Here is a 23972-nt window from a genome sequence, read left to right as displayed (position 1 = left end):
TTGTAGCAACGAATCCCGCCTAAAAAGCCAGTTTCATGCCCTCCCCAAGCAGTAAAAGGTAACAAATGACGCCTTGTTGCGCATTTCACGCCTTGAAAATGTGTTGTGATGACTGAAAAGTGTCAATTATTCCTGTCAGTCATCAAAAAATTAAGGACACCCATGTTTTCCTTGGTCAAGCAAAGTGTCGCCGGGCTGCAAATTCTGTTTGTCGCCTTCGGTGCCATGGTTCTGGTGCCCCTGCTCACCGGATTGAACCCCTCCATGGCCCTGCTTGGCGCCGGTGTAGGCACCCTGCTGTTCCAGCTCTGCACCCGTCGTCAGGTGCCGATCTTCCTCGGCTCCAGCTTCGCCTTCATCGCCCCCATCATCTACGCCACCCAGACCTGGGGACTGCCGTCCACCATGTTCGGCCTGTTTGCCGCCGGCTTCATGTACTTCATCCTGGCGGCGCTGATCCGCGTGCGGGGCATGGGCTTCGTGCACAAGCTGCTGCCGCCCGTGGTGATTGGCCCGGTGATCATGGTGATCGGTCTGTCGGTCGCCCAGGTCGCCTGCAACATGGCGATGGGTCGGGCCGGAGGTGAGCAGGTGGTGGCGCCTGCCACCGCGCTGACCCTGGCGGGGATCTCCCTGGCGGTGACCCTGATCGCGGCCGTGTTCTGCAAAGGCTGGATCAAGCTCATCCCCATCCTCTCCGGCGTCATCGCCGGTTATGTGGCCGCGGTGCTGATGGGCCAGGTGAGCTTCGAGGGCATGGCCAACGCCCCCTGGCTGGCGCTGCCTCACTTCGAGACCCCGGAGATCAACTGGGCCGCCGCCCTGTTCATGCTGCCGGTGGCCATAGCCCCCTGCATCGAACACATAGGTGGCGTGCTCGCCATCGGTGGCGTGACCGGGCAGGACTACACCAAGAATCCGGGCCTGCACCGCACCCTGGCCGGTGACGGCATCGGGGTCTGTTTCGCCGGCTTCATCGGTGGCCCACCCGTCACCACCTACGCCGAAGTGACCGGCGCCGTGATGATCACCCGCAACTTCAACCCGGTCACCATGACCTGGGCCGCGGTGTTCGCCGTGATCCTGGCGTTCTTCGGCAAGTTCAACGCCCTGCTCACCTCCATCCCCATGCCGGTGATGGGCGGCATCATGCTGCTGCTGTTCGGATCCATCGCCGCCATCGGCCTCAAGACGCTGGTGGAGTCCAAGGTGGATCTGGGCCTCGCCCGCAACATCGCCATCGTCGCCGTGACCCTGACCGTGGGTGTCGGCGCGCTGGAGATGAAGATAGGTGACTTCGCCCTGGCGGGTGTGGGCCTGGCCTCGGTGGCCGCGATCCTGCTCAACCTGATCCTGCCTGCTCACTCCGAAGAGGGCGTGATGGACGCCGCAAAGGATTAAGCGACGGCGTCTCGCCAAGGGTTAGCAACCAAGAGGCCACCTTAGGGTGGCCTCTCTCTATTCCTGCTCAACCTGATCCTGCCCGCGCACTCCGAAGAGGGCGTGATGGACGCCGCCAAAGATTAAGCGACGGCGTCTCGCCAAGGGTTAGCAACCAAGAGGCCACCTTAGGGTGGCCTCTCTTTTTTGGCTCGGTTTCATCCAATCCGGCTTCTTTCTGTTCGGTGGTCTGCCGCAAGAGGGCAACGCTGGAGTCCCGATGCACGGCCCGGGAGCCTGGCGACTACAATCATGGGCGTCGTTCACGATCGAGGAGATGGCGATGAAGAAGGCATGGATCCTGGCCCTGCTCGGGCTGATATGGAGTGGGGCCAGTCAGGCTGGCGCGGTGCGTTACGACATCGATGGCCAGTCATTCGAGGGCTACTACCTGGCCGCTGGCCCCAAGGCACCGCTGGTGCTGCTGGTGCATGACTGGGACGGTCTGACGGACTATGAGGTCAAGCGGGCCGAGATGCTGGCGGCGCTCGGCTACAGCGTGTTTGCGGTGGACCTGTACGGGGTCGGAGTGCGGCCGACGGCCATGGAAGAGAAGAAGAAGCTCACCGGGGCTCTCTATCAGGACAGGCCGAGGATGCGCAAGCTGCTGGCGGGGGCGTTGGCCGAGGCGGGCAAGCTGGGCGGGCGGCTCGACAACACTGTGGCGCTCGGTTACTGCTTCGGCGGGGCGGCTGTGCTGGAGCTGGCCCGCAGCGGCGCCGATCTCAAGGGGGTGGTGAGCGTGCATGGCGGGCTGGAGACGCCGGCCGGCCAGGACTACAAGCAGACCAAGGCGAGCCTGCTGATCCAGCATGGCAGCGCGGATCAGGCGGTGTCGCTTGGCCAGTTTGCCGGGCTCATCTCCGAGCTGGAGAGCGCGGGCATCAAGCATGAGGCCATCAGCTACGGCGGGGCCCCCCACGCCTTCAGCGTGTTCGGCTCGGAGAATTACCGCGCCGATGCCGATGCCAAATCCTGGCAGCGCTTCACCGAGTTTCTCGGCGAGGTGACCAAGGGGTAGGGCGGCCGGTGGCAGGCAGGGCCAGATTGGGCATCCATGCCACTAACACCTTGTATCTGTGTCGGTTTGTCGCGCCTGCCCGCCTGGGTGCCGGCAGGCGGGTCAGCAGAAGTTCAGTGGAAGCTGGTTATACTGACCCAATGAGGTACTTGTCTCCGGTGAGAGCCCATGGGCGACGGAGTCTGAGCACCGATAGTGGGTCACTGGGATTACCTCTGACTTGTCCAAGAGCGGGAGATGGCCTGTCATACATGGCGACATCCATCACCGCAGTTACATACAAAGGAGTAATGACATGCGTGACTTGCGTCTATGGAGCCCGATTTTCATCATATTGCTGCTGGTGGGTTGTGCCAAGGGAGACAACCCTGACGAGCAGCGCAGCAACATTCAGCAGATGCGTCAACAGACGCTGTCCACGCTGTATGGGCAGAATCCGAACATCAGACAGGAAGTGGCAAGGGCCAAGGGCTATGCCGTCTTTAACAATGTGAACAATAACCTGCTGGTGCTCAGCGCGGGGAGTGGCTATGGCGTACTGCGTGACAACCGCACCGGTCGTGACACCTATATGAAGATGGCGACTGCCGGGATGGGGATCGGCATGGGGATCAAGAAATTCCAGGCCGTGATTATCTTCAACGATACCGCCGCACTGGATCGCTTCATCACCACCGGCTTCGATGCCAGCGCCCAGGCGGACATGGCCGCCAAATCGGCCAATGATGGCAAGGTGGTAGTCAGCGAGGCGGCCAACGCCGATTTCCAGAAGGTGAAGATGTATCAGCTCACCGAGAAGGGGGTCGCGGTGCAGGCCACGATGCAGGGTTACAAGTACTGGCCGGATGATGAGCTCAACGGCACCAAATAATCTCCGCTCGGCTTGATACAACGAAGGCGCGGTGCTCCAACGAGCACCGCGCCTTGTCATTCATGGCACCACATTCTCTTTCGACAAGCCTTTCGACAGGCGCCCTTGGCGGGCCTAGTCGTCCCGCTCGCCCCCTAGCGCCAACACTCTCACCCACATGGCCCCTTCCCCCACGGGTTGACGGGTTGAGAGGCTGAGCTGGCCCGTCTGTGCCGCGATGCGGTGCACGGCCAGGCTGTGGGACGTCTGCCCGGCGGCGATCAGATAGTGGCCGCTGTGGTCGATGGCAAAACCACGGGGGCAGGATTCGGTCGGGAAGTGGTCGAGCAGGGTCAGGGCGCCGTCTCCTTCGTCGATCCCGAACAGGGTCAGCAGGCTGCTGGCGCGCTCGCTGGTATAGAGAAAACGCCCGTCTGGGCTGAGGTGGATATCCGCCCCCCAACGCTCCCCTTCATAGCCTGCCGGCATGATGTCCAGGCTCTCCCGCGCACCGATGCGACCATCCGGCTCCCGGTGATAGCGGTTGAGGGTGCAGTCGAGCTCGTTCAGACAGTAGAGATCGCCATTGGTCGGGTGCAGCGCCAGATGGCGCGGCCCGGCACCGGCGGCGGTGTGGATGTCGCCTTGCGGATGGGGGCTCAGCCGGTCCTGGTCGTCCAGGGCGAAGCGGCGGATGGCGTCGTCCTTGAGGCAGGCGACCAGCAGCTCCTGATGGCCTTGCTTATCGTGCAGCAGGGTCACCGAGTGGGCGGCCATCAGCTGATCGATGCGCTGATGGGGCGCCAGCACCCGGCCGGCGACGTCCATGCGCGAGACGCTGACGTGGTTGAAGGCGTAGGAGGCGGCGAAGAACAGCTTGCCCCGTGCGTCGGTGCAGGTGTGGGAGGCGCTGCCCGAGAGCGGCGCCGAGGCGGGCGTCCCGAGCCGACCGTCCGCCGCTATGGGGTAGCTCAGCACCCTGAAGTCGGGCCGCACACCAGCATAGAGCCAGCGCTTGTCCGGGCTGATGACCAGCGGCTGCACCTCACCCCCGGTCTGGACTTCTTGCAGCGGGACCAGCTCATTGTCCTGCAGCTGAAAGACATGGATCAACCCGCTGACCGGGTTGGCGACATAAACGACTTGCTGCATTGCTCGCTCCTGAAAGTGAGGGGGGCCCGCGTCGGCCACCCGTCACGGGGAAAGGGGTCTGGAGGGATGGTCGCACGTATGGGGCCCCGCATCCACAGGGCCTGTGCCGCTCAGCCCGGCGGGCTCAGCAGCTCGTACATGACGGGGGCAACCGACAGGGCCAGCAAGGCTGCCATGGCATGGTTGAAGCGGCGGCGGGCGAGCGTGCTGGTCAGCCAGCGCTTGAGCAGGGAGCCAAACAGCAGCCAGAGTCCGACGCTGGGGAAGGAGACGACGAAGAAGGTCAGGGCTATGGTCAGGTTCTGCTGGTAGAAGTCGGCACCGACGCTGGTGAAGGCGGCGATGGCGCCGGTGGCGACCACCCAGGCCTTGGCATTGACCCATTGAAACAGGGCCCCCTTGAGAAAGCCGAGGGGGCGGGCCGCGGGTTGCCCCGTGATCTCATCGGCCGAGCGGGCGATCAGCCAGGCCAGATAGAGCAGGTAGAGGGTGCCCACCCACTTGATGATCAGGTGCAAGCCGGGGAAGAGGCTGAACAGCTGGCCGAAGCCCAGCCCGACCAGCAACAGCATCAGGGTAAAGCCGATGCAGATCCCGGCGAGCAGCGGCAGGCTCCGCCTGATCCCAAAGTTGGCTCCGGCACTCATCACCATGATGTTGTTTGGCCCCGGGGTGACCGATGCCGAGATGGCAAACAGCACCACGGCGTAGAGATAGTCCATTGCGATCCTCGTGCGATAACCGTCCATAGTCCTCTCTATATTGGGGGTCCCCTCCCGCTTTCAAGCCCCGCTGCCCGGGTAAAAAAACAGGCTCCGTTGAGGAGCCTGTTTGCATGTGCAGGAGGTCGGGATCAGGCGGGGTTGCCGTCGCTTGCCGGTGGCAGGCTCCGGTGGGATTCCACCTTCTGCTCGTCCCCCTTCATGTTCTTGATGTAGACGTCCATCTGGTTGAACGCGATGTCGATGCCGTGCTCGCGGAACAGCACGTCTATCTTGCGGTTCAGCTCATCGATGGCTGGGTTGCGATCGCCGAGCTCGCTCACGAAGAAGCGCAGCTCGTGATCCAGGGTGCTGGGGCCGAAGGTGAGGAAGTAGACGATGGGGGCCGGATCTTTCAGTACCCGGCTGTTCTCCATGGCCGCCTGCATCAGCAGCTTGCGGGTCAGCTCCAGATCCGAGCCATAGGCCACCCCGACCCGGGCGATGACCCGGGTGACGGTGTCGGACAGGGACCAGTTGACCAGTCGTTCTATCATCAGCTGCTGGTTCGGGATGATCACCTCCTTGCGGTCGAAGTCGGTGAGGGTGGTCGAGCGGATGCGGATCTTGTTGACTGTCCCCGAGATGGTGCCGATGGTGACGGTGTCGCCGATCCGGACCGGACGCTCGAACAAGATGATGATGCCCGAGATGAAGTTGGAGACGATCTGCTGCATGCCAAAGCCGATACCGACCGAGAGACCCGCGGCCAGCCACTGCAGCTTCTCCCACTGGACTCCCAGCATGGCCAGCGCCGTGAGCGAGCCTACCCCGATCAACACATAGTTGAGCATGGTGGTGAAGGCGTAGGCGGTCCCCTGGGCGAGGCGCAGCTTGGAGAGCACCAGCACCTCCAGCAGGCCGGGCAGGTTGCGGGCCAGCGACAGGGCCGCCCCGAACAGGAACAGGCCGGTCAGCACATCGCTCAGGCTGATGGGATAGAGCACGGCATTGGCGCCGGTGCCCTCGCTCTTGTGCCACAGCACCACGCTGTCGAGGTAGGTGAAGACCGCGACCAGATCGGACCAGAGCCAGTAGAAGGCGACGCCGAACACCAGCAGCAGCATGATCCGGGTCAGGCGCAGGGATTGCTGGCTGGCATCCTCCAGATCCATGGGCTGCTCTTCGATGGCCTCGCCCCCTTCCGCATCCTCCTGGGATCTGTGTTCCCGCTTGGCGACGGCGCGGCGATAGGCCAGGCGGCGGGCCGCCAGCTCCAGGCCGCGCAGGGCGGTGCGGTAGACCAGGCCCCAGATGATGATGAGATAGAAGGATTCGATCAGCCGGCCGGTCAGCTTCAGGGCCGTGTAGTAGTAGCCCAGCGCCGCCAGCACCATGAGTGCCAATGGGGCCAGCGCCAGGGCGACCGCCGTCAGGGTCTGCACCATGCTGGCCTCGCCCTTGATGCGGGCGCGGGAGATGGGCAGCACCAGGTAGGCGGTCAGACCAAGCAGCAGCATGGTCAGCGCCTGTCCTATCACGTCATTGCCCAGGGAGGAGGGTTCAACCACCGCCTTGGTCGACAGCATGATGAGGGGCAGCAGCGGCAGCCAGAGGTAACGCATGCTGTTGCGTTTGGCCTGCAGCTCGGCCCTCGGCAGGCGGAAGTGGGTCTCGCCGAGGCCACCGGGTCGCATCACCGACAGGTAGACGCTGAACACCAGATAGCCGAGTGCCAGGTTCAGGGTGATCTGGAAGATGAGCTTGGGGCTCAGCAGACCACAGTAGGTGAGCCAGAGTCCGGCGGCCAGGATGAAGAGGCTGCCGGGCAGGCGCTGCAGCACTGTGTAGAGCAGGGCGCGCGGGGTGTGCCACTGGCTGTCCTGGCGGAAACGGCCGAGATCCTTGGTGATCGCCTGCTGGCGCTTGAGGAAGGTTGGCCGCTTCCACAGCAGCAGACCGCCGACCAGCAGCAGCGGGAAGGCGAGCAGGGAGACCGGCAACAGCATCTCGCCCCAGCCACTCCAGTCGGGCTTGAGTACCCAGTCGGAGGCTTGCTTGTAGGCCTGGGCGGGCCAGTTGATGAACCACTTGCCATCGATAGGCTTGTTGCTGCTGACCCAGAAGATGTGTTGTTGCAGGGTGAATTCGATGGAGGCATAGACCCGGGTCAGCTGCTGCTGGGTCAACTGCAGGCTGATGGCGTTGGTCAGCTGGCTGTCGAGCTGGCGGTTGAGCTGATCGAGCAGGCTGATGCGGGTGTCGAGCAGCTTGGCCAGGCTGGCCTTGTCCTCTTCGCTGACCGGCTCGCTGCTGCTGGCTACCAGGTTATCCAGATACTGGGTCTTCTGGAACAGCTGATCCCGTTGCTGGCTCAGCTCGAACTGGGCCAGATGCAGATCGGCTATCTGCTCCTCCAGGTTCTTCACCAGGGTGGAGGGGGCGGCCTCCAGCTGCTGGTAGAGCTGATAGAGGATGCGCGACAGCAGCAGGTTGCCCTTGAGCATCTGTACCTGTTCGTTGAGGTTGCGCTCGGTCTGGGTGCCACGCTCCAGCCAGCTCTTGGCCTGCAGGTTTTTCTGTGCGAGCGAGTTGAGATTGGAAGTGGCGCTGATCAGTTGCTGGCTGAGCTGGTGGTTGAGTTCCTGCTCTTTTTGCACCAGCGGGTTGTCTGCGATGGCTACCAGCTCACCGGTCTGCTCGGCGGCCTTCTCGGTGTCACCCAGACGCTTGGCACTGCTCTGCTCCTGCAGGGCCAGCAGCTTCTGCTCCTCGCTGGCGAGGCGGGCACTCTGGTAATCGCGCTGCTTGACCGCGAGATCCTGCATGCTGGTACGGTTGTCCAGCTCCTTCTGCAGGTTGGCCAGCTGCAGGTCCAGCAACACCAGCTCGGTATTGAGCTTCATCTTCTCGGCGCTGCTGATAGTGTCACCTGAGTTCAGGCGGGAGCGGATCTCCTGGCTGCGCTGATAGGCGCGGCTCATGTTGGCCTGGGCCCGTTCGGGCAGGGTCTGCAGGCTGGTGATCTGGCTGCCGATGGTGCCGAGGGCCTCCTGGGAGGCCTGCAGGTTGGCCATGATCTCGGCCTGGCGGCTGTCCAGCTCCGCCAGGCTCATGCTGGCGTATTCGCTCTTGAGCTGCTCCTGGCTCTTGCCCTGGGTCAGGCCGTCGAGCTTGGCACCTATCTCCTTCATCTCGGTGGGGAGGGTGCGTATCCGTTGCGTCTGTGCCTTGGCCTTCTCCTGCTCCTTCTCGATGTTGTCGAGCAGGCTCAGGGTATCGGTCAGAAACTTCTGATCGGCCTGTTGGCTGACGGTGAGGGTATCCGATTTGCCGAGGGCATCGAGCGCCCGTTGTACCGTGGCGCGTTGGGGCACATCCTGCGCCATGGCTTGCGGGGCGCAGAGGCTGATGAGTAAACAGAGCAGCGGCAACAGGGTGGCCGAGACTCTTCTGAACTGTGTTGAGGGCATAAAACTTCCGGGTTATTACGCGAAATTTGGGAGGTTTCCCTCGTGGGGGAAATCCGCGTGGATTCTAACACCGGCCGGGAAGGCGAAGCAGGGGGGCGGGATAAAAAAAACGGCGCCCAAAGGGCGCCGTTTTATCGGTTCAGGACTGGTTAGAGTACGTGAACGGAGGCGGTGTTGGTGGTGCCGCTCGGTACCAGAGCACCGGAGACCATCACGACGACGTCGCCTTTCAGGCCCATGCCGCTGGCCAGCGCCGCTTCTTTACCGATGCGATAGAAATCGTCGGTGGAGGCGATGCTGTCAACCACGTGAGCAACCACACCCTTGGTCAGGACCAGTTGGGCTGCGGTTTTCTGGTTGGTGGTGATGGCCAGGATCCAGGCTTTCGGGAAGTACTTGCGAATGGCCTTGGCAGACTTGCCGCCTTCGGTGGCAACCACGATCAGCGGGGCATCCAGCTTCTCGGAGGTCTCGACGGCGCCCTTGCAGACGGCTTCGGTGATGCGCAGCTTGTTGCTGTCGTTGGCAGCAGACAGGTTGGACGGCATCACGGCATCGGTACGCTCGCAGATGGTGGCCATGATGGTTACGGCTTCCAGCGGGTACTTGCCCTTGGCGGACTCACCGGACAGCATGACTGCGTCGGTACCGTCCAGGATGGCGTTCGCCACGTCACCGGCTTCGGCGCGGGTCGGACGCGGGTTCTTGATCATGGAATCCAGCATCTGGGTGGCGGTGATGACCACTTTACGTGCCTTGTTGCACTTGGTGATGATCATCTTCTGGGCGAAGATCACTTCTTCTACCGGAATTTCCACACCCATGTCGCCACGAGCAACCATGATGCCATCGGACACGGCCAGGATGTCATCGAAGTTGTCCAGGCCTTCCTGGTTCTCGATCTTGGAGATGATCTGGATGGCTTCGCCACCATGGGCCTTCAGGTGCTCACGGATTTCCAGCACGTCTTCTTTCTTGCGAATGAAGGAAGCAGCAACGAAATCAACGCCTTGCTCGCAACCGAAGATCAGGTCGCGCTTGTCTTTCTCGGCCAGGGCCGGCAGCTTGATGGAGACGCCCGGCAGGTTGACGCCCTTGTTCTCGCCCAGATCACCGTTGTTCAGCACCTTGCAGATGACTTCGCGCTCGGTGATTTCGATGACGTCCAGACCGATCAGGCCGTCATCCACCAGGATGCGGTTGCCGACGCGCAGGTCGTTGGCGAAGCCGGCGTAGGTCACGGCGACTTTGTCTTTGTTGCCAACAACGGTCTGGTCGGTGGTGAAGGTGAAGGTCTGGCCGGCGACCAGAGAGACATCGTTGCCACCTTCCAGCTTCATGGTACGGATTTCCGGACCCTTGGTATCCAGCAGGATGGCGGCGTGCTTGCCGGTAGCGGCCATCACTTCGCGCAGGTTGCGGATACGGGTGCCGTGCTCTTCGTAATCACCGTGAGAGAAGTTCAGGCGCATGACGTTCATACCGGCGTCGAGCATTTTGCCCAGCATTTCTTTGGATTCGGTCTTGGGACCTATGGTGCAGACGATTTTGGTCTTTTTCATGTCAGTCTTCATGGTTAAGGAGTTTCCGCCGTGCAATATACACCAGTTTTTGGATACTTTTTATGATCCAGAAACAACGTTTTGAGCTAAAACCGCCCCATTTTGGAAGATAACGTTTTCGCTCACAGCTGATTTTAGGGGCTAAAATAATTGGTTTCCCATATTTAAACCCATTCGGTTCCTATGGTTGGACGCATCAGCGTCCGTCCAAGATGTTGTTAAATGACAAACAACGGAGCCGCTACCGGACTATGGTGGGGCTGCCTGGATCTGGGGTAGCTTCGCGGCCAACCACTGCAGGTTGGACGGCGCCGTTCGGCTGATCGCCGGACCAGCAGGGGGTGGCTAGCATCGCTCCCTGGCCGAGCCGCCCTCAAGTGTAGCCGCGGCGTCGGTCCCTGGTGGGCCGATGGTGGAGATAGCGGACCGTACGTCTTGGCAGATGGCAGATAGCGCGGGCAAAAGGCCGAGTCTCGCCATCAAAGGAAGCAGCATCAGGCAAAAAAAAGCGCCGCTGTCACCAGCGGCGCTTTTCATGTGTCGCGAAATCAGGCGAAGAACCAGTAACCGCGGTTGACCAGGCGGGTCAGCAGTTGCAGGAAGCCGGCCTGATCGGCGAGCTCCACCATGTCGGCCTGGGTGATGATGTCTTTGTCGCACAGCAGCGAGATGGCGGCGGCGTCCTCGCTTGGCAGGGTCCAGGCTTCGCCATCGATGTAGCACTGCTGGCTGTCGCCGCTGAACCAGACCGAGCGCAGGCCCGGTACCTTGATGGCGGGCTCGCCCTGGGTCAGCAGATCGGCTACTTCCTCGGCGCTGTAGTCCGGCTCCACCGGATTGACGTCCAGATCGTGCTTGGCCTCGGAGATCATGGTACCGAACCACTCCTTGAACAGGGTCTCGTCGTCCAGCGCCTGTTGCATCAGCTCGCGCAGACGGTGCAGCTCGTGGGGCTGGATCTCGCCGTGGCGGGCGCGGGGCTTGAGATCCCCATCGCCGTAACGCTCGGTGCGCACCTCGTTGTCGATCAGGTGATCGGCGAAGGAGGAGATCAGCGCCTTGGCATCCGGGGCGCGGAAGCCCACCGAGAAGTTCAGGGACGGCTCGATGGCGTAGCCCTCGTGGGGGAATCCAGGCGGGATGTAGAGGATGTCGCCCGGCTCCATGATGACGTCGATGATGGCGTCGAACGGTTCGCAGTGCAGCAGGGCGGCATGGGCGGCGAACTCGTTGAGGCTGTTGGCCTCGCCGACCCGCCAGTGGCGCTTGCCCTGGCCCTGGGTGATGAACACGTCGTAGTTGTCGATGTGGGGGCCGACGCCACCGTGAGGGGTGGAGAAGCTCACCATCACATCGTCAAAGCGCCAGCCCGGGATGAACTGGAACGGCAGCGCCAGCTCGTGCACCTCGGGGGCCCAGTGGTTGCAGGCCTGCACCAGCACGGTCCAGTTCTCTTCCCCCAGGTGATCGTAGGATTCGAAGGGGCCGTGGGCCGCCTCCCACTTGCCATCGAAGCGGGTCACCAGACGGGATTCAATAGTCTCTTCCATGGCCAGACCCGCCAGCTCGTCCGGGCTGATGGGATCCTGAAAGTCGGTGAAGCCACCCTTGATGAGGAGCGGGCGCTTCTGCCAGTAATGTTCGAGGAAGTGAGCGATATCCAGATTCAGTTCGTACATGGTTCTTCTCGTCAAAAGGTCAGACAAAGTTAAGAGAGGTCTTGCCCAAGGGAGCTGCCGGCCTTGGGCAAGGCCTCTTTATATATGGCAAAAAGCTTGGCAAACGGTGTGGCAGTCAAAAATAACAGGGGCCCTGCGCGTATCACAGGGCCCCTGTCGTATCAGGCTATCGGCTTACTTCAGCAGATCCACCAGACGCTGGGCCTGACCGATATAGTTGGCCGGGGTCAGTTTCTTCAGCTCGACCTTCACCTCCTCGGGCAATTCGAGGGTGTCGATGAAGGTACGCATGCCTTCGGCATCGACGCGGCGACCACGGGTCAGCTCCTTGAGCTTCTCGTAGGGCTTCTCGATGCCGTAGCGGCGCATCACTGTCTGGATCGGCTCGGCCAGCACTTCCCAGTTGGCATCCAGATCGGCGGCCATGGCGCCGGCGTTGGCTTCCAGCTTGGAGATCCCCTTCAGGGTCGCCTGATAGGCGATCAGGGAGTAGCCCACCGCCACCCCCAGGTTGCGCAGCACGGTCGAGTCGGTGAGGTCACGCTGCCAGCGGGAGATGGGCAGCTTGCTCGCCAGATGCTGGAACACGGCGTTGGCCAGACCCAGATTGCCTTCGGAGTTCTCGAAGTCGATGGGGTTGACCTTGTGCGGCATGGTGGAGGAGCCGATCTCGCCCGCCACTGTGCGCTGCTTGAAGTGACCCAGGGAGATGTAGCCCCACACGTCCCGGTCGAAGTCGATCAGTATGGTGTTGAAGCGGGCCATGGCATCGAACAGCTCGGCGATGTAGTCGTGCGGCTCGATCTGGGTGGTGTAGGGGTTCCAGGACAGGCCGAGGGAAGTCACGAACTGCTCGGAGAACTGGTGCCAGTCAACGAGCGGGTAGGCGCTGACGTGGGCGTTGTAGTTGCCGACTGCGCCGTTGATCTTGCCGAGGATCTCCACCGCCATGATCTGCTTGTACTGGCGCTCAAGGCGGTAGGCGACGTTGGCCATCTCCTTGCCCATGGTGCTCGGGGTGGCGGGCTGGCCGTGGGTGCGCGACAGCAGCGGCATGTCGCGGTACTCATGGGCCAGGCGCTTGAGCTCGCTAATCAGCTTCTCGCAGTAAGGCTTGATCACCTGGTCGCGGGCGGTCTTCAGCATCAGACCGTGGGAGTTGTTGTTGATGTCTTCCGAGGTGCAGGCGAAGTGGATGAACTCGCTGACGGCCGCCAGCTCGGGGTTCACTTCGACTTTCTCTTTGAGGAAGTACTCCACCGCTTTCACATCATGGTTGGTGGTGCGCTCGATCTGTTTGATGCGGGCGGCATCCGCCTCGTTGAAGTCGCTGACGATGCCGTCGAGCAGGGCGTTGGCGGCCGCGCTCAGGGCTGGGACTTCCGGGATCCCGGCGTGGCTTGCCAGTTTCTGCAACCAGCGAACCTCGACTTCGACGCGAAAACGCAGCAGACCGAATTCGGAGAAGATGGGACGCAGGGCATCGGCCTTGTCGCCATAACGACCGTCAATCGGGGAAACAGCAGTCAGCGCGGACAGCTCCATGGGGTGAACTCCTGATGTGTGTGGGGGTTAGAAACTCAAAAACGTTTGGCCAGTTCCACCATCTTCTTGCGGGCGAAGATGATCTGGGTACGGCTGCCACCGAGCTGACGCCACAGCACGGCGGCGCGGATGCCCGCCAGCAGCAGGGCGCGCACCTTGTGTTGCACCAGCGGCTGCTGCAGGAACAGCGGAGTGCCCGCCACCTGGATGCGCGGCCCTATGGGGCTGATGAGATCGCTGTAGATGCTCGCCATGTTGGCCAGGATCTGCTCGTCGAGCAGATCGAAATGCTGTTGCTGGCGGCCGATCTGGCCGATCCGCTCCCCCAGCATGTTGAGGATGTCCTTGCGCTTGGCCAGCTTGCGCTCCAGCGCGATCAGGCTCACCACGTAGCGGGTCAGCTCGGCGTTCTTCTGGCTGCCATCGGCGCCAAGCTGCTCCACCAGGGCGCGGTAACCATCGCGGATGGCGAGGTGGCTGCCGAACACTTCCAGCGGCTGCTTGGGGTTGGTCACCAGCACGCTTTGCAGGCTCTCGCGCAGGGAGGCTTCATCGCAGCTGCCATCACGGGCCACTTTTTGTACCAGATAGGCCGCCTGGCAGATGCCGGCGAAAGCCATGGTTCTGTCTTGGAATTTGTCGCTCACGTCTGCTGCCTTCTGTTAAGGATTCAAACCGAATGGCTGAAACGCTGTTCGATGATGCCACCGCCCAGGCACTCTTCCCCGTCATAGAAGACGGCGGACTGGCCCGGGGTTACGGCGGCCTGTTTCTCATCGAAGATGACACGAATGGTTTCGTCGTCGATGGGCTGGATCAGGCAGGGGATATCTTCCTGGCGATAGCGGGTCTTGACGGTGCAGCGACGCGGCGCGCGGATCGGGGTGCGATCCACCCAGTGCAGCTGGCTGGCGATGAGGCCGTCGGAGTAGAGCCGCGGGTGTTCGCCCTGCGCCACGATCAGGGTGTTGCGCTCCACCTCTTTGTCGACCACGTACCAGGCCTCTTCGGTGGCGTCTTTACGCCCACCGATGCCGAGCCCCTTGCGCTGGCCCAGGGTGTGATACATCAGGCCCTGGTGCTCGCCGATCACCTTGCCGTCCACGGTTTCGATGGGGCCGGGCTGGGCGGGCAGGAACTTGGCAAGGAAGTCCTTGAACTTGCGCTCACCGATGAAGCAGATGCCGGTGGAGTCTTTCTTCTTGGCGGTGACGAGATCGAGCTGCTCGGCGATGCGGCGCACCTCCGGCTTCTCCAGATCCCCGACCGGGAACAGGCTCTGACCGATTTGTTGCTCGCTCAGGGTGTAGAGAAAGTAACTCTGATCCTTGTTGCCATCGAGACCGCGCAGCAGGCGCGGGCGGCCGGTGCTGTCGTCACGGCGCACATAGTGGCCGGTGGCGATGTAGGTGGCACCCAGCTCTTCGGCGGCGAATTCGAGGAACGCCTTGAACTTGATCTCCTTGTTGCACAGGATATCCGGGTTCGGCGTGCGCCCCGCCTTGTACTCCGCCAGGAAGTGCTCGAACACATTGTCCCAGTACTCGGCGGCGAAGTTGATGGTATGCAGCTTCATGCCCAGCTTGTCGCAGACCGCCTTGGCATCAGCCAAATCCTGGGAGGCAGAGCAGTACTCGTCCGTGTCGTCTTCTTCCCAGTTCTTCATGAACAAGCCTTCGACCTGATAACCCTGCTGCTGGAGCAGGTAGGCCGAGACGGAAGAATCCACGCCGCCGGACATGCCGACGATCACCTTGATTTGGCTGTTGTCTGTCATTAGTCGAAGTTACCAGTTCGTTTAAACGGGGCGTATTCTACCAGAATTTCGCGCCCCCGGTCACATATCCATGCCGGCGTCCCCATGAAGGGGAGGTCGACAGGAAATCGTTTTTCTGTACGTGGGCCCCCAGCCGCCAAACTGGCGCCAAATGGCCTCAAATAAAGGCCTTGAGCGCCGACAGCGGCAAGCGGGTGCCCCCCAGATAATCCTGGATGCACTGCCACACCAACGGGCTGCGCAGGGCGGGCTTGCACTCGGCGATCTCGTCCAGGGTGAGCCAGTGGCAGGCCAGCACATCGCCGTCAGGATCCTCTGGATGGTGCTGACCCGGTGCCTTTTCAAGGTCGAACACCAGGGCGGTGCGCACAAAGGTGGCCTCGCTGTCCGCCGGTTTGAACAGATAGACCCCCAGCCAGGCGTTGGGACGGGCGCAGAGCCCGGTCTCCTCTTTCAACTCGCGGCAGGCGGCTTCGATCAGGTTCTCGCCCGGCTCCACATGGCCGGCGGGCTGGTTGAAGCGGCGCTGGCCCGCGATCTCCTCTTCCACCAGCAGGAAGCGGCCCTGCCAGTGCACCAGGGCGGCGACCGTCAATCTGGCCGGCATGGGGGGATGTTCGATCATGATGACTCCTTGTCTTGAGGTGCGCGCGCAGGGCGGCGGGCCGTGCCCCGGCTCGTGCCGCGGGGTTGGCCGCCATTGCGCTCGGTCGTCTGTGCGGCAGGTTGGGCGCTGGCGCTGCGCCCGGGCTTGTTCTGCTGAGGGGAGCGCGCCTTGGTGCCGGTCGGGCGTGTCGCCGCGCCCGTGCCCGCCCGTTCGGGATGGCGGGATCGGCCGCTGGTGCGGGAAGACGCCGCCAGCTCGGGGGCGGGCAGGCTGCGGCTCTGGCCGGGGGCCAGGCCATCGAGTGTCCAGTCACCGATGGCGTAGCGGATGAGGCGCAGGGTGGGATGGCCGATGTGGGCGGTCATGCGCCGCACCTGGCGGTTGCGTCCCTCCACTATCTTGATCTCGAGCCAGCGGGTGGGGATCTCCTTGCGCTCGCGGATCGGCGGATTGCGTGGCCACAGCTCGGGCTCGTCCATGATCCGCGCCCCGGCGGGCAGGGTCATGCCGTCGTTGAGCTCGACCCCGGCGCGCAGGGCCGCCAGTGCCTCCTCGCTCGGCACGCCTTCCACCTGCACCCAGTAGGTTTTGGGGGTCTTCTCCCCAGGCTGGGTGAGGCGCGCCTGCAGCTTGCCGTCGTTGGTGAGCAGCAAGAGCCCCTCGCTGTCGCGGTCCAGCCTGCCGGCGGCATAGATGCCGGGCTCCTTGATGTAATCCTTGAGGGTCTCTCGTCCCGCCTCGTCGGTGAACTGGCACAGCACCATGTAGGGCTTGTTCAGCAGCAGCAACTTGCGATCGGCTGGCGCCAGCACCGGCTTTTGCTCGGCAGGGTTGCCAATGCGTGAGCGTGCATTGAGGGGGCGGTCTGCGGCAGCGGGGCGGCCGGAGAGGGAGAGACGGGGACGGGCAGATTTCATCGAATGCACACCAACAGCAAGGGATGCGGCAGTGTATCACAGGGGGACGACTGGGAGATGAACGGCGGTGGGCCGGCGGGGGACCCTTAACTCAGCTCAGCAGGCTCTCGATGACGATGGCCTGACGGGCGGGGGCCGTGCTGGCGTGCTGCAGCGCTATGCTGACCACCTCGTCCATCATGGCGCGGGCCAGCCGGGTGAGGGGGCGCAACTGCTCGGGGGGAAGCCCGGCCGGGATCGCCAGCAGCAGCAGGGTCTGCACCGGCCCGAGCGTTGAGCCCCATTCGATGGGCTCGGCGCAGTGGAGCAGCGAGAGGGCGGGCTGGCGGATGGCGGGGCAGATCACATGGGGCATGGCGAGGCCGGGCCGGATGATGGTCGCGGCGAGCTTTTCGCGGCTGGCGATGGCCTGCTCCAGCATAGGCCTGTCGCGTACCAACTCGGCCGGCAAGAGATCGACCAGTATCTTCAGCGCCAGGGCCTTGTCGAGGGGCGCCGTGGCGTGGCCAAGCTGGTTGAGTGCGAAACAGTAGTCGGGCTGGACGGCGGCGAGGCGCTGCTCGGCCAGGGCCGCGGATCCCGGACGGCCAAGGGGCTGACCCAGCTCGCCGCACCAGCAGGTAAATGCCATGTGGGCGAGCTCGGCATCCAGCCCTTCGATCAGCAGCTGGCAGAGATCACCGGGCTGGGTGCCCAGGGTGAGCAGGGCGAGCAGGTTGTCCGCCCCGACGCTCTGGCGACGGCTGATGTTGATGAAGCCGATCTGGGACTTGAACAGCCCGGCCAGTCGACTCAGCTGCTTGCCCTGGGCTATGGTCAGGCCCTGACGGCAGCAGAAGGTGAGTTCGCGGCGGAGCATTCAGACGCCGGGCGTCAGGGTCTTGAGCACGGCGGCCGCATCCAGCAGCACGGCTTCCAGCGATACCTGGCGCAGGGGGCAGCCAAGGAAGCGCTCCTTCTGCTCGATCTCGATATCGGAGGCGATCAGCACCAGATCCGCGCCGGCGATGTCCCGGGCGGTCAGTATGTTCTCCAGACCCATGGCGCCCTGGGTCTCAACCTTGATCTTCAGCCCCAGCTTGTCGGCGGCTCTCTGCAGCGCCTCGGCGGCCATGTAGGTGTGGGCTATGCCGGTGGGGCAGGCGGTGACGGCGAGGATCTTCATCGGTTCTCGGGGCTAATGACATGGGGGCAACAAGATAGCGCCAACCGCCGACCTTTACCAAAGCCGCGGGGAAAAAATGGGATCTCGGCGGTGCTGCCGTGTCGTTTGCACAGAGGATGGCTGCAATTTGGTGTCGTTTGATGACGGTTGGTGCTTGGCATGAAAAAACGGCCCACCAAAGGGCGGGCCGAATGCACACTACTGAGTGGAACCTGTTGTGTCTATCAGGCTGACTGGCTCGCCAGTTCGGCGGCGCGTAGTTCGCGTTTGATGCGGCGGATCTTGCGCTCCTCGGCCACGGCCACGCAGGCCATCAGCACCAGGCAGGCGGCGGCGGCCATGTCCAGCGCCGCGAAGGTGCCGCTCCAGCCGGTCAGGCCGAAGATGGGGGTGCCATCGGCGATCATGCCAAGACCCAGCTTGGCGAAGCTGTCACCGATGAGGTAGGCGAAGGTGCCCTTGACGCCATCGGCCACGCTGATGCCCTGTTTCGGTACGAAGCCCACGGCGGCGACGCCGATCAGCAGCTGCGGACCAAACACCAGGAAGCCCAGGGTGAACAGGGAGCCCAGGAACATGAACTGGGTGGTGGCGTGCTGGTAGAGACCCAGGGTCGCGATGATCAGCGCCAGTGCCACGCAGGCCACCAGACCACGGCGACCGTTCGCCAGATCGGAGAGGTAGCCCCACATCAGGGTGCCGACCAGGGCGCCCACTTCGAAGAAGGTGAAGCCCTGGATGGCGACTTCCTTGGAGAAGCCGAGCTCCTGGTGGGCGTAGACGGTGGACCACTGGTCGATACCGATGCGTACCACGTACAGGAAGATGTTGGCGAAGCAGAGCAGCCAGATCACCTTGTTCATCAGCACGTATTTCACGAAGATCTGACCCTTGGTCAGCTTCTGTTCCTCGGTGGCGATATCTTCTTCGCTGGCGACCTCGTCAAACAGCTCCTCCACCTTGCCCAGACCATAGGCTTCCGGCGAGTCGCTGCCGAAACGCAGGCCGACGAAGCCGACGACCAGGGCGATGATGGACGGGAAGATAAACATGCCGAGCACGTTGCCATCGAACAGGTAGTTGGCACCGAACAGCGCCACCCCGGCCGCACCGGCCCCGCCCACGTTGTGGGAGAGGTTCCACATGCCGAGGTAGGTACCGCGCTTGTTGCGGGGGGTCCACTTGGTGATGGTGGAGTAGCTGCAGGAGCCGCCACAGCTCTGGAAGAAGCCGCTCAGCGCATAGAAGAAGATCATGAAGTAGAGGCTGAAACCGGTGCCGCCCATGCTGGCACTGAAGCCGAGCATGCAGAGGGCAGAGAGGATCAGCATCAGCGGCAGGAACTGCTTGGTGTTCTTGCCGTCGGCATAGTAGGAGACGACCGTCTTGCCCACCCCGTAGGTGATGGAGAAGCCAAGGCCTATCATGCCGAGCTCGGTCATGGAGAGACCGTACTCCTGGATCATGTCATTCTGCGCAATGTTGAAGTTCTTGCGGATCAGATACATGGTCAGATAGCCAATGAATACAACCAGATAGGATTGCATAAAGGGCTTGAACCAGAGTTTGCGCCGGGCTGCGACCGGCAAGTCCAGGGTCGGGACCCGCACCTGCTTGAGAAAATCCAACATATTCATCCTCTGCGAGATAGTCGGTGTTTCCGCCGCGCCCCTCATTTGTGTATTGAAATAATTCAATCTGTTATGGGAGGTCGCGCCACGGAAAGGACAACAGGGAAGGCGCGGACTGTGCGCTTCGCCGCCCTGTCGATTGAACCCATGCCAGGCCCTGCGCCAGCGCGAGGGTCGGGTTACTACATCAGGTGAACCGACTGTAATGAGGCGCGGCGCCGATGGCGTGAGAGCCATCCCTAGTGGGCTTAAGAAAATTTCCTAGTTTGGCGGCGGTTGACCATGAAGTGTGAAGGGGATCACGCCATCGCTGCTCTGGTGGTGACGGTTTTGGTGGTCGGGAGCATGTAAGTGCGGGGGTTCAGGGGGGCGGGGATGCAATGAAAGAGGCCACCTTGCGGTGGCCTATCTCTATTTCTACACCCTCAGGCTTGGCACGCTGTCGCTACGTGGTCTTTCTCCCGTTTCGCTAGCCAGCATCACTGCTTTTGCTACCAGTTGTTGCAAGGCCCGCTGGAGCTGCGGTGCCTCGGCCTTCGCCAGTGACAGCTGGCACCAGAGGATCAGGTGATTGTCCTGACCCAGGGCAACCCGGATAGTGCCAGGCTCGGGGCTGAAGAGGTTATCCTGCAGCAGCTCGCGGGCCTGCGCTTCGCCGCCAATCACGCCCGCACGCAGAAACATGACCATGCTCTCCCCGTCGAGTGGGGCCAGATGGATGGCCCAGAGTTTGTCCAGTGTGAGGCAGGAATGACCTGCTTCATCTTGCTCGATGGTTTCGATGCCGAGATGGGTTGCCAGTTCGCCAAGGCGAGCCGTATAGAGGTTCATGGTGTGACTCATCCCAGATAGTTGTTGCTGACGTTGAAGCGACCCTTGTTCTCATCCTGCGGGCGACAGAAGTGGCAGACCAGCTGATCCGGCAGCCAACCCAGCGTGTCCTTGAACCCCTGCAGTAGATCGGCAAAATGAACGCCTTTGGCTTCACGGTTGAGCAGCACGAAGTCAAATGGTTGTGCGGCTCCGTCCCGGTTAATTCTGCCGATCAGCTCGGCCGCCTGCTCGGGCTGGGTACGGATGCCGCCATCCAGCCGGTAGTTGGTCGCCTCCCGGCTCAAGGTACCGTAGATCTGGCTTTCATCCCGGAAAGCGACCAGGTCATCCTTCAGCTTCTCGGCAAAGGCCATGGTGTTGGAGACCAGCACGTTGTTGCGGGTCGAGGCAAAATCAAATTCAATCCCTTCCGGCTTGATGAAGGTCCCCTCATTGATGCCGCTCCCGTGGGATGAGAAGAGCACATTGCGGTTGAGCTGCTGTTGGCCACTGAACAGATAGGCTATCTCTTTGCCATTGATGGTGATGGGAGTGATGGCTATCTGGTGTTGCCGCTCAAGTGATATGCGTGCAGCCTCGGGCAGATTGGTGCCGCCGACCTTGATGTGCTGACCATCGCTCAGGCGGGCGGCAATATCATTTTTGGCAAACAGGCTGTCGGCTTTGGCCAGATCCTCTGCGCGAAGAGCACTCTTGCCCGGAATATGGATGCCGAAGCTGCCGGGTTTGCTGGCGCTGGGCCAAATCGCGGGGCGGTCGAAGTTGGCTGCCGGTTTTTCTGCGAGCACGCTGACGGCTCCGCCCCAACGGGATTCGAGCTGTCGAGTTTGCTGATTGGCACTGTAAGCGTCGAGTTGACTCTTGGCATCTGCCAGCGTCGGTGCGTGTTTCATGCCTTGGTCCGGAATAAATATGCCGAATTGTCCCGGCTTGCTGGCACTGGGCCAAATGGCGGCAGCATTGGTGCTGGGGGCCGGTTTGCTGGCCAATACCTGCACATCTTGTCCTGCGAAATGGTGGCACAGATCCACCATGCCGTTCTGGCCACGGGGAGGCAGGGCGGGAGCCGGTTTTGTGGCGCGCTCGGGTAGTGGTGGTGGCAGTTGGCGAGAGGCGGCATCCAGTAGCAGCTTGGCATCCGCGAGTGAAAGCTGGTCGGAGCGCAATCCGGCGAGGATGGCATTGCCACCTGTATCTTGCTGTAGCTTGAAGTTGGCGATATGCGGCAGCAAGCCTGCCACTTCCTGGTGATTGAGGGAGATGTTGCGTACCTGCTCCAGTATCGCGCTGGCAAATGCATGTTCCTGGCTGGATGCACCCGCACCAATGTTGCCACGGGTGCTATTGTCAAGACGACCGGCTTGATCGGCGTGACCTAACTGGCTGATTTGCTGATTGACGAGTGTCTGTAGGGCTTGGATCTGCATTGAACCTCCTGTTGTGTGTCTGGAGGTCATTCTATGGAGATGGTGAGGTGCACTCCGTCAGGAAACGGCACTCAATTTGTAGAAAATGGTTGCAGTGATAAGAGGAAACGGTGAGCGCGGGGTAAAAAGTGGAGAGGCCGAATGGCCTCTCCAGGCTGGTATTAACGGGGGATCAGGCGGCCTTGGCCAGCTGCGCTTCGTCTGTCTTCTTCACCCGCAGTTTCTTGAGGGCGACGGCGGTGACGCCGGTGACGATGGCGCCGCAGATCATGCAGAGCAGTGCCAGCAGCGGCTTGTTGACGGCGCCGAGCAGGGCAACGATGGGGCCACCGTGGGCCACGCTGTTGGTGATGCCAAACAGGAAGGCCATCACGGCGGCGGTCATGCTGCCCAGTATGTTGGCCGGAATGACGGCCAGCGGGTCACGGGCGGCGAATGGGATGGCGCCTTCGGAGATCCCCACCAGGCCCATGGCACCGGCGGCCTTGCCCGCCTCGATTTCGGAGGCATCGAAGATCCCCAGCTTGCGACCGAGCACTGTGGCCAGCGACATGCCGAGCGGTGCGGCCGGGATGGCACAGGCCATGGCGCCCATGAACTGGGTCTGGCCGGAGGCAATCATGCCGACTGAGAACAGGAAGGCCACCTTGTTGACCGGGCCACCCATGTCAAAGCCCGCCATGCCGCCGAGCACTATGCCCAGCAGCACCAGGCTGCCGCCGCTCATGGAGAGCAGCATGGCGTTCAGACCCGTCATCATGTCGGCGATGGGGGCACCAATGATGAAGATGAAGACGGCGGCGATAAACAGGGAGCCGACGATGGGGGCGATCAGGATCGGCACCAGCGGTTGCACCATCTTGTGGTAGTGACGGGTGGCGATCCAGCGCACCAGATAACCGACCAGCAGGCCCGCTATGATGGCACCGATGAAGCCGGTACCGGCGTCGGCGCCGTAGAAGCTGCCGTTGTTGGCGATCCAGCCACCGATGAAGCCCGGCGCCAGGGCAGGGCGATCACCGATGGCGTAGGCGATGTAACCGGCCAGGATGGGGATCATCAGGGTGAAGGCGGCTACGCCAACGTTGAGGATCTGGTTCCACATGCTCCCTGCCGGGATCTGCATGCCGCTCGGGGTCGGGTCGCCACCGATGGCGAGCGCCAGGGCGATCAGCAGACCACCCGTGACGACAAACGGGATCATGTGGGAGACGCCGTTCATCAGGTAGCGATAGAGATCCGAGCTGCCGCCCGCACTCTGCTCTTCCCCTTTCTTGTCCTCCTTGTCGGCCACATAGGCGGGGGCCTTCAGGGCCTGCTCGATCAGCCCCTTGCCATCCTTGATGGGAGCCTTGACCCCGGTCTTGATCAGCGGCTTGCCGTTGAAGCGGGCCATGTCCACCTGCTTGTCACAGGCCACCACTATGGCGCTGGCGCGGGCTATCTCGGCCGCGGTCGGGCTGTTCTTGACGCCGATGGAGCCATTGGTCTCCACCTTCACCTCGTACCCCAGCTCCTTGGCGGCGCGCTCCAGAGACTCGGCGGCCAGATAGGTGTGGGCTATGCCGGCCGGGCAGCCGGTGACGCCGATGATGAAGCCCTTGTCGGCGACTGGGGCGGCCTGCTCCTCCTTGCGCTCAAGCAGCAGGGCCAGCGCCTCGGCGGAGGTGTTGGCGGCCAGCAACTTGGCGATGAAACCCTCTTCGATCAGCTTGGCGGAGAGCTCGGCCAGCACCTCGATATGGTGATTGGCACCGCCGGCCGGGGAGGCAATCATGAAGAACAGTCGGGACGGCTTGCCATCCTCGGCGCCGTAATCGATACCGGCACGGCTGATGCCGATGGCCACCGCCGGTGTGCTCACCGCCGCGCTCTTGGCGTGGGGCAGGGCAACGCCCTCCTCGAAACCGGTGTTGTCCAGCTCTTCCCGGGCCCACAGGTCCTTGATGAACTGCTGCTCATCGCTGACCTTGCCCTGGGCGACCAGCAGGCGGGCCATCTCGCTGAAGATCTCTTCCTTGCGCGTCGCTTTTAAATCGAGATTGATCAGATGTTCGTTGATCAGTGTGGTGATCATGGCGCTCTCCCGCTCCTTGATGAAGCCTGTTGGCATGCCCGGGGCATGTGGACAAAATTGACACTCATATTATGGCGGCACGGCGTCAACCGCCCTATCGGACAAATATGCGAA

Annotated in this window: 19 protein-coding genes; 3 read left to right on the top strand and 16 right to left on the bottom strand. The window is 62.3% G+C overall.

Translation table 11 applies throughout. The features are described 5' to 3' along the window. Positions 1-162: 162 nt before the first annotated feature. The 3 genes from EL255_RS14995 (at position 163) to EL255_RS14985 (ending at position 3332) form a co-directional block, all read left to right on the top strand. Entirely contained in the window at positions 163-1401 is a 1239-nt protein-coding gene (locus EL255_RS14995) for a uracil-xanthine permease family protein (RefSeq protein ID WP_042653890.1), read from the top strand. Positions 1402-1723: 322 nt separating this feature from the next. Continuing rightward, positions 1724-2461, top strand: coding sequence for a dienelactone hydrolase family protein (locus EL255_RS14990; RefSeq protein ID WP_042653889.1), 738 nt, complete (start codon positions 1724-1726; stop codon positions 2459-2461). A gap of 295 nt (positions 2462-2756) precedes the next feature. Then, positions 2757-3332: a lipid-binding SYLF domain-containing protein gene (locus tag EL255_RS14985; protein ID WP_042653888.1), complete on the top strand. Its 576-nt coding sequence runs from the start codon at positions 2757-2759 to the stop codon at positions 3330-3332. A 114-nt stretch (positions 3333-3446) separates the two neighbouring features. Here EL255_RS14985 and pgl read toward each other — a convergent pair whose 3' ends face one another. The 16 genes from pgl to EL255_RS14905 form a co-directional block, all read right to left on the bottom strand. Beyond that, positions 3447-4463, bottom strand: coding sequence for a 6-phosphogluconolactonase (gene pgl / locus EL255_RS14980; RefSeq protein ID WP_042653887.1), 1017 nt, complete (start codon positions 4461-4463; stop codon positions 3447-3449). Positions 4464-4573: 110 nt separating this feature from the next. Further along, positions 4574-5185: a LysE family translocator gene (locus EL255_RS14975; RefSeq protein WP_042653886.1), complete on the bottom strand. Its 612-nt coding sequence runs from the start codon at positions 5183-5185 to the stop codon at positions 4574-4576. 131 nt (positions 5186-5316) lie between these two features. Further along, positions 5317-8637, bottom strand: a complete 3321-nt coding sequence (mscK, locus tag EL255_RS14970; RefSeq protein ID WP_042653885.1) for a mechanosensitive channel MscK — start codon at positions 8635-8637, stop codon at positions 5317-5319. Between the two features lie 149 nt (positions 8638-8786). Further along, positions 8787-10199 carry a pyruvate kinase PykF gene (gene pykF, locus EL255_RS14965; protein ID WP_042653884.1) on the bottom strand — a complete coding sequence of 471 codons (1413 nt, stop codon included), beginning with the start codon at positions 10197-10199 and terminating at the stop codon, positions 8787-8789. Positions 10200-10747: 548 nt separating this feature from the next. Continuing rightward, positions 10748-11878, bottom strand: coding sequence for a ribosomal protein uL16 3-hydroxylase (locus EL255_RS14960; RefSeq protein WP_042653883.1), 1131 nt, complete (start codon positions 11876-11878; stop codon positions 10748-10750). Between the two features lie 174 nt (positions 11879-12052). Next, positions 12053-13423, bottom strand: a complete 1371-nt coding sequence (gene purB, locus EL255_RS14955; RefSeq protein WP_042653882.1) for an adenylosuccinate lyase — start codon at positions 13421-13423, stop codon at positions 12053-12055. Between the two features lie 35 nt (positions 13424-13458). Further along, entirely contained in the window at positions 13459-14070 is a 612-nt protein-coding gene (gene hflD, locus EL255_RS14950) for a high frequency lysogenization protein HflD (protein ID WP_042653881.1), read from the bottom strand. Between the two features lie 23 nt (positions 14071-14093). Next, on the bottom strand, positions 14094-15200 hold the full coding sequence (mnmA, locus tag EL255_RS14945; protein ID WP_042653880.1) for a tRNA 2-thiouridine(34) synthase MnmA: 1107 nt from the start codon (positions 15198-15200) through the stop codon (positions 14094-14096). A 157-nt stretch (positions 15201-15357) separates the two neighbouring features. After that, positions 15358-15825, bottom strand: a complete 468-nt coding sequence (locus EL255_RS14940; protein ID WP_042653879.1) for an NUDIX hydrolase — start codon at positions 15823-15825, stop codon at positions 15358-15360. Next, positions 15822-16724, bottom strand: a complete 903-nt coding sequence (locus tag EL255_RS14935; protein WP_042653878.1) for a pseudouridine synthase — start codon at positions 16722-16724, stop codon at positions 15822-15824. Before EL255_RS14935 ends, EL255_RS14940 begins: the two co-directional genes overlap by 4 nt. Positions 16725-16815: 91 nt before the next feature. Continuing rightward, positions 16816-17583 carry a PTS sugar transporter subunit IIA gene (locus EL255_RS14930; RefSeq protein ID WP_042653877.1) on the bottom strand — a complete coding sequence of 256 codons (768 nt, stop codon included), beginning with the start codon at positions 17581-17583 and terminating at the stop codon, positions 16816-16818. Next, a complete protein-coding gene (locus EL255_RS14925) occupies positions 17584-17889 on the bottom strand; it encodes a PTS fructose transporter subunit IIB (protein WP_042653876.1) in 306 nt (101 codons plus the stop codon). Between the two features lie 224 nt (positions 17890-18113). Further along, positions 18114-19520 carry a hexose-6-phosphate:phosphate antiporter UhpT gene (gene uhpT, locus EL255_RS14920; protein WP_042654301.1) on the bottom strand — a complete coding sequence of 469 codons (1407 nt, stop codon included), beginning with the start codon at positions 19518-19520 and terminating at the stop codon, positions 18114-18116. Between the two features lie 417 nt (positions 19521-19937). Beyond that, a complete protein-coding gene (locus tag EL255_RS14915) occupies positions 19938-20351 on the bottom strand; it encodes a CesT family type III secretion system chaperone (protein ID WP_042653875.1) in 414 nt (137 codons plus the stop codon). A gap of 8 nt (positions 20352-20359) precedes the next feature. After that, the gene (locus EL255_RS14910) at positions 20360-21781 is read right to left on the bottom strand and encodes a hypothetical protein (RefSeq protein ID WP_048823141.1); all 1422 of its coding nucleotides are present in this window, start codon (positions 21779-21781) and stop codon (positions 20360-20362) included. Between the two features lie 172 nt (positions 21782-21953). Next, entirely contained in the window at positions 21954-23858 is a 1905-nt protein-coding gene (locus EL255_RS14905; RefSeq protein WP_042654299.1) for a PTS fructose transporter subunit IIABC, read from the bottom strand. Positions 23859-23972 lie beyond the last annotated feature (114 nt).

Origin of the sequence: Aeromonas encheleia, from assembly GCF_900637545.1 — a bacterium.
In the GTDB taxonomy this organism is placed as follows: domain Bacteria; phylum Pseudomonadota; class Gammaproteobacteria; order Enterobacterales; family Aeromonadaceae; genus Aeromonas; species Aeromonas encheleia.
Note: the sequence above shows the minus strand (reverse complement) of the source record. Positions and strands in the feature narration are given on the sequence as shown.